At 38.5% G+C, this 11,927-nt stretch carries 9 protein-coding genes; all 9 read right to left on the reverse strand.

Features of this window, described 5'->3' with window-relative positions; all coding sequences use genetic code 11:
• Nucleotides 1–16 precede the first annotated feature (16 nt).
• Nucleotides 17–1,231: a S1C family serine protease gene (locus tag CZ487_RS25660; protein ID WP_077215187.1), complete on the reverse strand. Its 1,215-nt coding sequence runs from the start codon at nt 1,229–1,231 to the stop codon at nt 17–19.
• A gap of 192 nt (nt 1,232–1,423) precedes the next feature.
• Nucleotides 1,424–2,218, reverse strand: coding sequence for an MBL fold metallo-hydrolase (locus CZ487_RS25665; protein WP_077215188.1), 795 nt, complete (start codon nt 2,216–2,218; stop codon nt 1,424–1,426).
• A gap of 5 nt (nt 2,219–2,223) precedes the next feature.
• Nucleotides 2,224–3,033 (reverse strand): two-component system regulatory protein YycI, encoded by an 810-nt coding sequence (locus tag CZ487_RS25670; RefSeq protein WP_077215189.1) that lies wholly within the window; start codon nt 3,031–3,033, stop codon nt 2,224–2,226.
• Nucleotides 3,020–4,345 carry a YycH family regulatory protein gene (locus CZ487_RS25675; protein WP_077215190.1) on the reverse strand — a complete coding sequence of 442 codons (1,326 nt, stop codon included), beginning with the start codon at nt 4,343–4,345 and terminating at the stop codon, nt 3,020–3,022. The genes CZ487_RS25670 and CZ487_RS25675 overlap by 14 nt, the downstream gene beginning before the upstream one ends.
• On the reverse strand, nt 4,342–6,183 hold the full coding sequence (gene walK, locus CZ487_RS25680; RefSeq protein ID WP_077215191.1) for a cell wall metabolism sensor histidine kinase WalK: 1,842 nt from the start codon (nt 6,181–6,183) through the stop codon (nt 4,342–4,344). The genes CZ487_RS25675 and walK overlap by 4 nt, the downstream gene beginning before the upstream one ends.
• Nucleotides 6,184–6,192: 9 nt before the next feature.
• Nucleotides 6,193–6,900, reverse strand: coding sequence for a response regulator YycF (gene yycF, locus CZ487_RS25685; protein ID WP_077215192.1), 708 nt, complete (start codon nt 6,898–6,900; stop codon nt 6,193–6,195).
• Nucleotides 6,901–7,093: 193 nt separating this feature from the next.
• Nucleotides 7,094–8,509 carry a M23 family metallopeptidase gene (locus CZ487_RS25690; RefSeq protein ID WP_077215193.1) on the reverse strand — a complete coding sequence of 472 codons (1,416 nt, stop codon included), beginning with the start codon at nt 8,507–8,509 and terminating at the stop codon, nt 7,094–7,096.
• A gap of 356 nt (nt 8,510–8,865) precedes the next feature.
• Nucleotides 8,866–10,158 carry an adenylosuccinate synthase gene (locus tag CZ487_RS25695; protein WP_077215194.1) on the reverse strand — a complete coding sequence of 431 codons (1,293 nt, stop codon included), beginning with the start codon at nt 10,156–10,158 and terminating at the stop codon, nt 8,866–8,868.
• A gap of 266 nt (nt 10,159–10,424) precedes the next feature.
• The gene (gene dnaB / locus CZ487_RS25700) at nt 10,425–11,789 is read right to left on the reverse strand and encodes a replicative DNA helicase (RefSeq protein WP_077215195.1); all 1,365 of its coding nucleotides are present in this window, start codon (nt 11,787–11,789) and stop codon (nt 10,425–10,427) included.
• Between the last annotated feature and the right edge of the window lie 138 nt (nt 11,790–11,927).

Raw genomic sequence — 11,927 nt, forward strand, 5'->3', positions numbered from 1 at the left:
TTTTACCCACATCTAACTAATATACTCTATTTCCTGTTAGTTTCATCGTGGTTTCCTCTATCTTTCCATTTCGGTAGACCTTAATAGTTAAGGACTCACCAATGTCCTTTTCATTATATAAGTGCTTGCGTAAATCGATCACGTCTGTAATCTTCTCTCCATCCATTTCAACGATAACATCCAGCTCTTGCAGGCCAGCTAACTCTGCTGGTGAATTTGGTTCTACTCTCATGACAGCAACACCATAATTAATATCTTTTGGAAGCTTCAATGCTTCTTGCTGATAATAAGACGGAATTTCATTTACAGATTGAAGTTCGATTCCCATGTATGGCCTTTGAACTTCACCAACCTGTTCTAAGTCTTCAATAATAGGGATGGCATAATTGATTGGTATCGCAAGTCCAATTCCTTCAACCGCACTCTCAGCAATTTTCATTGAATTAATCCCGATTACTTGGCCAGCAATGTTAATTAGAGCCCCTCCGCTATTACCAGGGTTGATAGCAGCATCCGTTTGTAATACTTCTGCCTGCCAATCAACTACACCATTTTGATCGATATCAACCGGGATTGCTCTTTCTAACCCTGAAATGATCCCTTGAGTAACAGATCCTGAGAAGGTAGGTCCTAATGGGTTTCCAATTGCAATAACTGGTTCACCCGTCCTTAAAGCATCAGAATCTCCAAATTCAGCAATAGTTTCAATTTCACTGCCATCTACTTCAAGCACCGCTAGATCTGTCCAAATATCACTGCCTCGAAGTGTCGCAGGAATTTTTGTGCCATTTGCTAACGTAATTTCAATCGTGTTAGCTCCTTCAATTACATGATGATTTGTTACGACAAAGGCTTTATTGCCTTCCTTTTTATAAATGACACCGGAACCAGTACCAGCCTCTTCTCCTTGACCATTTCCCCAAAAGCTAGTTGCTTGGATATTGGTTATACCCACGACAGCATCTGCCGCTTTTTCGACTGCTTTTGTAATATCTGTTTCAACATTTACTGAAACCGTCTCTGATTGCAGAGGACTGCGTTCTTCCACTTCATTTTTTTCTTCATCATCCAAGGAATAAGGCAATACATCATAATTTAACAGCTGCGGAAGGGCAATTACTACTAGCAGAGCTCCTAATATCACTCCGACCAAGCTGGCAAGTATATATCCACCCCTGTTTCCCTTTTGCTTTTTATAGCGTTCTTGGTAATCTTGATCGTAATAACCCACTTTTCACCATTCCTTTCACGAGAACGATTGCTAAAGATTATTCTTCCTATCTATACCTAATTATAATCTTGTAACATGAAAAATCTAATGAAAAGCATGCTAAATTTGCATTCTTACAACTTTGTTCATATTTTAGTCTTAGTTTATTCATAAAAAAGAAACCGGTTCTCTCACCGATTTCTTCTCAGGTACCTATACGGCTGTTAATGCCGTTGGATTTTTTGGATCTGTATCATAAAGTTCAACTTGCTCACCGACAATTACTCCTCGGCTTTGCAGTGTTTGTGTGACAGACATCTTTGCTAAGTCTTTCATATTATTATCCTGACTTAAATGCGCTAAATAAATTCGCTTAGTCTGATCCCCGATAACTTCACTCATAGCAATGGCTGCATCTTCATTAGAGACATGCCCCACATCACTTAGAATTCTTCGTTTAATATTCCAAGGATATCGCCCCATGCGAAGCATTTGGACATCATGGTTACTTTCAAATACGAAAGCATCTGCATTCGAAATAATCCCTTTCATCCTGTCACTGACATAACCTGTGTCTGTAATAAGAACCAGCTTTTTGCCCCCATGGTGAAAGATATAGAACATCGGTTCAGCTGCATCATGAGAAACGCCAAATGATTCAATATCTAATGCGCCAAAGCTCTTAACGGTTTCTGTCTCAAACGTGAACCTTTGTTCTAATGGTATTTTCCCAATTAAACCATCCATCGCAGCCCATGTCTTTTCATTGGCGTAAATAGGCAGATTATATTTGCGGGCAACAATTCCTACGCCCTTAATGTGATCGCTATGTTCATGAGTAACAAGCAAACCAGAGAGTTTCCCCATATCCCGGTCAATTTTTGCAAAAAGAGCTTCCATCTGCTTCCCGCTTAAACCAGCATCCACTAAAAAGGAATGCTCCTCCGTTTCTACGAAAACTGCGTTTCCCGTGCTCCCGCTAGCAAGAACACTAAATGTGAGTCCCATTTTTTTCACTCCACTATCTTTTTATCTTGGTTTTCTAGTTGAACAATTTGACCATCGATTGCGTTTACGAATAAGCTTTTTTCATCATCGACCAAGAACCGCCAAACTGGTGTCAGCACTTGCGATGACGTAAGATGAACCAATGTATAATACCCTAGCTCAACCTTTGAGATTTTGCTGCCAAATTCTAATTCCCCATTATCATATAGAGTTTCAATCGCTTTAAGAGGCTGAAGGATATTATCCTCCTCAGAAAATTCCTCAAAGTTCTCTAAAAGAGTTTGTTTATAACCGGTCAACTCATTTTCATCATTCAAAAAAAAGGTAAGCTCACCATTGGGATTTTTGTAGAGCATTTTACCATCAAAGACTTGGTAAAATGTGATGACATTTTTATCTTCATCTAACTCCCAAAGCTCATATTCTTCCGTATAGAGAACATTGCTTTTCATAAAAGACTGAAATTCAGCTAAATCAAATTTCTCCTTCAGCTCTATCGGTTCTTGAAAATTAGATTCAATCGTCGTTTCATTCCAAACGGTGATGTTTTGTCCTCTTAAAATCGTGTCCTTAACCTTTTCTAATTCCTCTTTCGTGAATTTCTTTGGTTCCGCACTCAAATATTTATCACTCTTAATATTTTTAGGAAGGTCTTCATATTTAATTTCATCTGTTTTTAACTTATTTTCAATAGAAGTTTCCGACATATAATCATATTGACTAGAATGATAAGTTTTATAAAACTCGAACATCAAATTAAGATTCAAGATAAGGAAGGCTACGATAAAAATTGATTTAATCCTACTCCAATCCAATTTCTTCGCCTCCCTTATTCTCCTTCGGAACCATCAGCCATTGGTCCTTATACTTGTAATACCATGCTGGTTGTAAATGAACAAGCGGTCCTCCTGAACCACGAACCATATTATAGCCGATGGTTAAATCCTGGATAAACTCAGGGTTAATACCCTCGGTGTTTTTGAGAATACGTAATGTATCGATACCGGAAACTAATGGGTTCTCCTTCGTTTCCGTATCAACACGGCGGTCAAGTGCAAAATTATTTCTCATATACATAAAGGTTTCTGTTTGACCCCAGATATGGAGAATGTCAGACATTCCGCTATTAAAAATCGGAAGTCCAGAAGAACGTTCGTACATGCGATATGAAACAGTTCTTTCTGCAGCATCCACCCCTACAAAACGATAGTTATCTGTCCAGCCGCCATGCCCATTTACAAAGTCTATACTGTGCTGCAGCAATTCACTAGCATTGATTGGCCGTTCACTTTCCTCTGCAGGATTCACATAAGAGATCGTATATGTCTCTTTATTGACTCTGAGCAACGTGGAAGAATCCTTATATTCATCCCCGGACATCGAACTATATCTCTGTACACGGATTGGATCACTAAATAAGGCATCTCTGAAGCTATCTGTTTGAAAAATATCTAACAAATAACTGTACGTTGGCAGCGTTGTTGAGTAAGTTAGTACTAATAAGCTTCTATTATCTGTGAGTGGTTCCAACGTATAAGTTAAGAAGGAAGGATTGTCTTTTGCAGTCTGATAATAGGACTGTTTGAAATTATTAATAAAGGAAACAACTACACGTGCCCGAAAAGCCTGATCATGTTCAGAGTTTAAAAAATAGACAAACCCTTCTTCACCTGCTGTGTTTTTTAAATCAATGATGATCCGATCAAATTGAAAATTTAATGTTTCACTATCCCGAAGATTTAATACACCTTTGTAAATTTCCATCGGTACAATATCGGGGAAAATAATCTCCGCATATCCTTCTTCATAAAAATTGGACAATCCACCGATGTTTTTCGAAACGTTCTCGAAACCATCTAAATTCCAGTTACTTAGTTCCTGTAAGACAGTATTTATCTCATTATGATTGACTGTCCCAAGATGGAGGTTGTTCTGATGGTAAAAAATCTTCGTTGGCTTCACAATTTGAGAAACTTCCTTTTTTTCACCTAAGTTAACTTCCGGCACAATATTGGTATTTTCCATTGTGTCGTAACTTGGCTTATAGGTCCAAATACCATAAGTGAATAGTGTACTTGTCAGTACTAAAAAAGTTAATAGCACTGTCTTAAAGTTTTCATATGTCATGCCCAATCATCCTCTTCCGTCTGTACATAAGGTAGACTAAAAGAAATCGTTGTCCCATGACCTTCCACACTGTCTGCCCAAATATTGCCTCCATGTGCTTCAACCATTTCTTTTGCAATGGCCAACCCTAATCCTGTACCGCCCAGCTTTCTTGTTCTAGCTTTATCAACTCGATAAAAACGATCGAAGATTTTCTCGATATTTTCCTTTGGGATCCCCACTCCCTCATCAGAAATGCTAATAACCAGCTGTTCTTCTTGTTCAACCATATTAAAAGTAACTTTTCCACCCTCAGGTGAGTACTTCAGTGCATTTGAAATAATATTATCCAACACTTGTGTTAATTTATCTTCATCAATTTCTACAACTGCAGCATGGTCAAGGAGCTTCCTTTCAAAATGAACATCTTGATTTTTGGTCAATTCAAATCGATCAATGATTCGATTGAAAAACTCCACAAAATTAATCCACTCTGTCGTCAGCTGATAATCTCTGCTGTCCATTTTCGATAACTGCAATAAGTCATTGACTAAACGAATCATTCTTTCTGTTTCGTTTTGTGTCACTTCTAAAAAGTTAGGTGCAATATTCTCATCTTTCCAGGCACCATCTGCCAGCGCTTCTAAATAGCTTCTCATCGTTGTCAGTGGTGTCCGTAATTCATGTGACACATTGGCAACAAATTCACGCCGTTCCATATCAATCTTTTCCTGCTCAGTAATGTCATGAAGCACTGCAATCAGACCGTTCACAAACCCCGTTTCTTTCTGAATGACAGAAAAATTAGCACGCAGTACATAAGGTTTTGTGTTCGTACTATAGTTTAAAATCACTGATTCATTTTCCACTAATAAGTCGTCAAGCGTATACTCTTCTTCGATCCCGAGCAAAGATACAATTGGTGTTGAGAGAATCGTTTCACGTGAAACATTCAGCATTTTTGCAGCGGGTTCATTAATTAAAATAACTCGTCCTTTACGATCCGTGGCAATAACACCGTCGGTCATATAGGAAAGAACTGAGGAAAGCTTTCGCCGTTCTCCTTCAGTTGTTGCCTGTGCTTCTTGAAGTTTCTTAGTTAAATTATTAAAGGTTATTGCTAACTGGCCAATTTCATCATAGCTGTAGACCTTAACTTTTCTTGAAAAGTTCCCTTTTGCCATTGCTAATGCTTGTCTTCTCATATCCGAGATCGGTCTTGTAATCGTTCGAGCAAGCAACACTATTAGTACCGCTGTGATTCCCAACGACATAACCGTGCCTGTAGCAAAGATATTATTAATGGTCCTCATTTGCTCATAAACATTTTCTACATTGGCAATTAAATAGATGGCTCCTATAACGTCACCATCCACCTTAATAGGATTAACTAGAACCCATATACGATTTTTAGTTTGCGGATCAATCATTGTGACATCGTCACCGTCATCATCAGACGTAGCAATGACACGCCAGATTAACTTATCTGTCGTTCTTTGTCCGACAATTCCTTGGTTATAAGGATCTGAGGTCCCTAGGAATTTAAGACTGTTCCCTTCGATTACCCGAACCTCTGAAATATCAGCCGTTTTATTAAAATCCTTCAGGAGATTTTTGACATCATCCTCTAAAGTGGGACCCTCTTCGTCCGTACTTCTTTCCTTGATCATTTCTTCTCCAAGATAATAAGCCAATAAATCGACTCTTTCCTGAATCGATGTTTCAAAATTTTTTAAAAGTGTCGCTTCAAGCTGACGGACGAAATAAGCACCGATGATTTGCATCGCTATTAAAATCAATAGTACATAAATTAATACCAGCTTTAAATGTATCGAACGAAAGAAACCGACTTTTTTCATGATCGTGAATTACTCCTGATCAGGATTTCTTAAGTAGTAGCCGACTCCCCTTCTCGTTACAATCCATATAGGATGACTCGGGTTATCTTCGATTTTTTCACGTAAGCGTCTAACCGTCACATCTACTGTTCGTACATCACCGTAATAGTCATAGCCCCAAACAGTCTGCAATAGATGCTCTCTCGTCATAACTTGACCAATATGCTTAGCTAGATAATGAAGCAGTTCAAATTCGCGATGTGTCAGCTCAATCTTTTCTCCGCGTTTTGAAACAATATAAGCATCTGGATGAATCGTTAACGCCCCAACCTCAATCTCATTTGTCTCTTCTTCATCACTTTGCGCCGCGACATGTTGATGTCTCCTTAAATTTGCTTTTACGCGGGCAATTAACTCTCTTGAACTGAAAGGCTTTGTCACATAGTCATCTGCACCTAGCTCTAAGCCCAATACCTTATCTATTTCAGAGTCCTTTGCGGTCAGCATAATGATCGGCATTTCGTATTTTTTTCGTACTTCCCTGCATACCTCCATCCCATCTCTTTGAGGAAGCATGATATCTAAAAGAATTAAATCAGGTTTGATTTCTTCTACCATTTCAAGTGCACTATTTCCATCATAAGCACAATAGACTTCGTAGCCTTCTTTTTTTAAATTAAACTGCAGTATATCAGCAATTGGCTTTTCGTCATCGACAACTAAGATTTTTTTATCCATACAATTCTCCTTCAATCAATCTAATTTCACTGCCTAGAAAATTGTTCTACTTTCTACTTTACCATTTTATTTAAGGGAATTCACCTATTAGCACGAGGGTAAAAACATATACCTCGAATGGTAAATATTTAAATGGGCATGAATTAAGTAAAAAAGTCCCTAGAGCATATACTAGAGACTTTTTACCATTTTATTATAAATAATCCTGAGGGTCTTTCAGACTGCCATTCTTATAAATCTCAAAATGGAGATGAATACCAGTTGAATTTCCCGTTGAACCCATAATGCCAATTTTAGTTCCTTTTGTAACGGTTTGCCCCACACTTACATTTATGGAAGATAGGTGTGCATAGATTGTTTTGTACCCATTTTGATGGTCAATAACAATTTTATTACCATAACCGCCATCCCAGCCAGCGGAAACTACTTTTCCGTTATCTGCTGCTTTTATCGTTCTATTACTAGGTCTAGCTATATCGATTCCTTTATGAAGTTTCCCCCATCTAGTACCTTGTGAGCTGGAAATGTAACCGCCCACAGCCGGCCATGCAAAAGAACCATCTCCGCGGGAAGGGATTACTTTCGTACCTTTTTTTACAATATGTTTAACAGGTTCCTCCACAATCTTTTCATTGATGGTTTCCTGTTTTACTACCATGCCATTTTGCTCAAATGATTTATAAGTTACTTCCTTAGAGCCATCCTTGCCTTCCTGTATAACCTCTGTGTCACCTTTATACATTGATGGGTCTTCTACGACCTCTTTTTCATGTGCAATTGCTTCCTTTTTAAATGTTTCCTTCTCCACAACTACCTCTACAAGAGGCTTAAGGAATGTGACGTTTAACTCCTGCCCTACCTTAATGGTAGTTTCATCTTTTAACTCTGGATTAATCGATCGTAACTGTTCTAATGTCATATCATGCTCATTAGCAATTTTGCCAAGAACGTCTCCTTCTTGTACTCGATACTTTTTCTCATGGAGAGTACCTTTTATTAAATATTCGACAGCATCCTCTACGGACAATAACTCTTTCGCTGAAACAATTTTCTCCTCTATCTCAATCTCTTTGGATAGAGAAACATTTAATATACGTGTTTCATTTTCTTTTAAAGGCTGTAAGCTGCTGGCTGATTCTTCTTTTTGCTGCTGTACTTGCTGAAGCTGCTCTTTTGTCACATATTTGAGTTTTAGTGCCTCTATTACTTTCTCCGCTGCCTCGTAATCTTTTACATACACAGCAGACTCATCGCCAATTTTTAAAGCATACGCTTCCGCTTCAACATCCAATGAATCTGTTAATTCTTGAATTACCTTTTCATCATCTGTGTTCGCTCCTGAACCAAATACTTGCTCAGGAATATATGTAAGTTCTGAACCAATTGTCAGGTTAACTTGTTGATAGTTATCCTCTGCTTCACTAACTTTCTTATGTAATGCACTATTAATCACTTCTTTATCAGAAACAGTTCCAATATAGTCATCCTGGTTGTATACATAGTAAACCGTTGTAAGATTGGAATCCGCTGCTGCAGCAGCCCCTGTGCCTAAAGAAATAGCCGCAAAAGCAAGTGCTGACATAGTCAATTTTTTTATACCTATATACATTTAAATCCTCCTAGACTAATAAGATAGTAAAACCTCTTATTATTCTATTTACATCCTTGTTTAACACCTTTTTAACTTTAACATAAATAAAACAGAAAAGATTAAGAGAATTTATAATGTAATATAAATGTATAATTCATGACATGCTGCCCTAAAGAAATGTTAGGAATATTATGATTAACCACTTTGGACATGTCGTAAAATAGCATATTCTGGCGAAAAAAACATCAAGTATGCTATTAATAACATTGTCATAGTGATTTTTCAGTTTTATTACAGGAATGTTACAAAAAGGGGGTTATAACAGAAAAAAGACTAAAGGAACTTAGATTCAGTCCTTTAGTCTTTTATCGTGATTAGTTTTGACGCCATGGATTCATGACTACATTGGTTTGAGTACGATCCGGTCCTACAGAGAAGATAGATAGAGGAACACCTGTTAACTGGGCTACTCTTTCTACATAATGGCGAGCATTAACAGGGAGTTCATCTAAAGATTTACAGCCAGTGATATCTTCTGTCCAGCCTGGAAGCTCCTCGTATACCGGTTCACATTCCCCTAAAACCTTTAGACTTGCTGGGAACTCCTCCATCACTTCTCCTTTATAGCGGTAGGCTGTACAAATCTTTAATGTTTCAATTCCCGTTAATACATCAATTGAGTTTAAAGATAGATCTGTGATTCCACTTACACGGCGAGCATGACGTACCACTACGCTGTCAAACCAGCCCACACGGCGTGGACGGCCAGTTGTTGTACCATATTCTCTTCCTACTTCACGAATTTGATGGCCGATCTCATCATTAAGCTCTGTTGGGAAAGGTCCATCGCCAACGCGAGTCGTATATGCCTTACAAACTCCAACAACATGCTTAATCTTTGTCGGACCAACACCAGACCCGATCGTTACTCCACCTGCAACGGGGTTCGATGAAGTCACAAATGGGTATGTACCTTGATCAATATCTAGCATGACACCTTGAGCACCTTCAAATAAAACACGGCGTCCCTCATCAAGAGCATCGTTTAACACGACAGAAGTGTCAACGACATACTGTTTAATTTGTTGTCCAAGCTCGTAGTACTCATCTAGTATATCTTCTATTTTAAAGCCTTCCGTTTCGTAGATACGTTCTAATAGACGGTTCTTCTCTCCTAAATTCCGTGACAGTTTCTCTTCAAATACTTCTCGATCCATCAGATCCGCGATGCGTATTCCTACCCGTGCTGCTTTATCCATGTATGCTGGACCGATTCCCTTTTTAGTGGTTCCAATTTTATTGGCACCTTTACTTTCTTCTTCTACCTCATCTAGTTTTAAATGATATGGCAAGATGACATGCGCACGATTGCTGATGCGTAGATTATCTGTTGTGACTCCTTTATCGTGTAAATAAGCAAGTTCTTTAACTAACGCTTTTGGATCTACAACCATTCCATTTCCAATTACAGAAATTTTATCTTTATAAAAGATTCCAGATGGAATCAAATGCAGCTTATACGTTTCTCCATCAAATTTAATCGTATGTCCCGCGTTATTACCACCTTGATATCGAGCAATTACCTCTGCATTTTCTGAAAGGAAATCTGTAATCTTTCCTTTTCCTTCGTCTCCCCATTGAGAACCAACAACCACTACCGATGACATAAATATCCGCACCTCCAAAGGTATGTATTTAAAAATAAACTGTCCTTTTTTAACATAGTAATTTTACCAATTTATGCATACGTTAGTCAATGAAACACGAACATTTTTTATTATTTTTTTAACAATGTTCGTTAGGAATAAACTAAAAGGAAAACCGTTTCGCCGAAGCATGGTCATAACTCCTTTTCTTTACTTTTTCCAAAAACAAAAAAGATTAGCCGGTTTACATCCAACTAATCTTCATCACAATTATTTATCTTTACAGGCTATGCACCAGGCGGCATAGCAGAATCATCAAATCTTCTTTCTAAATTCACGAATTTATTATATTCTTTTACAAATGCTAATGATACCGTTCCTGTTGGACCGTTACGCTGCTTAGCGATAATGATTTCAATAATATTCTTGTTTTCGGATTCCTTATCATAGTAATCATCACGATACAAGAAAGCAACAATATCGGCATCCTGCTCAATACTCCCTGATTCACGGATATCTGACATCATCGGACGCTTGTCCTGACGTTGTTCAACTCCACGTGATAGCTGTGATAGAGCAATAACAGGCACCTGTAATTCACGGGCTAACTGCTTTAAGGAACGAGAGATTTCAGAAACCTCCTGCTGGCGGTTTTCACCAGAACGTCCGCTTCCGAGAATTAGCTGAAGATAGTCTATTAAAATCATTCCCAAGCCATGTTCCTGTTTCAAACGGCGGCATTTCGCACGGATATCCTGCACTCTTACGCCGGGAGTATCATCAATAAAGATCCCTGCATTTGATAAACTTCCCATCGCCATCGTTAACTTTCCCCAGTCCTCATCTGTTAAGGACCCTGTACGAAGTCTTTGGGCATCAATATTTCCTTCGGCACAAAGCATACGCATGACAAGCTGCTCTGCCCCCATCTCAAGACTGAAGATCGCAACATTCTCCCCCGTCTTTGTCGCGACATTTTGCGCAATATTCAAGGCGAAGGCTGTTTTACCAACTGATGGACGGGCTCCAACGATAATTAAATCATTTCGCTGAAATCCTGCTGTCATTTCATCGAGTTCGGCAAATCCTGTAGCAATTCCTGTGATGTCGCCTACTCGGTTATGCATCATTTCAATATTATCATAGGTGCGGACAAGTACATCTTTTATATTGTGAAAGGCACCGGCATTCTTTCTCCCAGATACCTCCATAATGCTTTTTTCAGCTTCACTTAACAGAAGCTCAACTTCGTCTTCACGCTGGTAGCCATCCTGTGCAATACCAGTAGCTGTTCGAATCAATCGTCTAAGCAATGATTTCTCTTCAACAATTTTAGCGTAATATTCAATATTGGCTGCTGTAGGTACGGACCCAGCTAATTCACTTAAATAACTGACTCCTCCAGTATCTTCAAGTAATTTGGCCGCAGCAAGCTCCTCTGTCACGGTAATCAAGTCGACTGCCTTCCCTTGATCATTCAGGTTCAGCATGACATTAAATATCTTTTGATGTGCAGCACGATAAAAATCTTCCGGAATCAGAATTTCCGTTGCTAGTGTAAGAGAGGATGGTTCAAGGAAGATAGCTCCTAATACCGCCTGCTCTGCCTCAATATTTTGTGGAGGAAGTCGATCTGAAAATAAGTCATTCACGATATTTAACCCCCTTTTATAAATAGAGCAATAACACACTCAAACACTTGTTAAAGTATATATTAGAAAAATGTGATCAGCGATACTGATCACATTTGAATGAACTCTATTATTTTAACATGTTTACGGAAAAAAGGA

The sequence above is a fragment of the Robertmurraya dakarensis genome (genome assembly GCF_900156875.1).
Classification (GTDB): domain Bacteria; phylum Bacillota; class Bacilli; order Bacillales; family Cytobacillaceae; genus Robertmurraya; species Robertmurraya dakarensis.

Excerpts from the sequence above, each read along its gene's own strand:
- CZ487_RS25665 (WP_077215188.1), bottom strand. The coding sequence starts at position 2,218 with ATGGGACTCACATTTAGTGTTCTTGCTAGCGGGAGCACGGGAAACGCA.
- CZ487_RS25675 (WP_077215190.1), bottom strand. The coding sequence starts at position 4,345 with ATGACATATGAAAACTTTAAGACAGTGCTATTAACTTTTTTAGTACTG.
- walK (WP_077215191.1), bottom strand. The coding sequence starts at position 6,183 with ATGAAAAAAGTCGGTTTCTTTCGTTCGATACATTTAAAGCTGGTATTA.
- yycF (WP_077215192.1), bottom strand. The coding sequence starts at position 6,900 with ATGGATAAAAAAATCTTAGTTGTCGATGACGAAAAGCCAATTGCTGAT.
- CZ487_RS25690 (WP_077215193.1), bottom strand. The coding sequence starts at position 8,509 with ATGTATATAGGTATAAAAAAATTGACTATGTCAGCACTTGCTTTTGCG.
- CZ487_RS25695 (WP_077215194.1), bottom strand. The coding sequence starts at position 10,158 with ATGTCATCGGTAGTGGTTGTTGGTTCTCAATGGGGAGACGAAGGAAAA.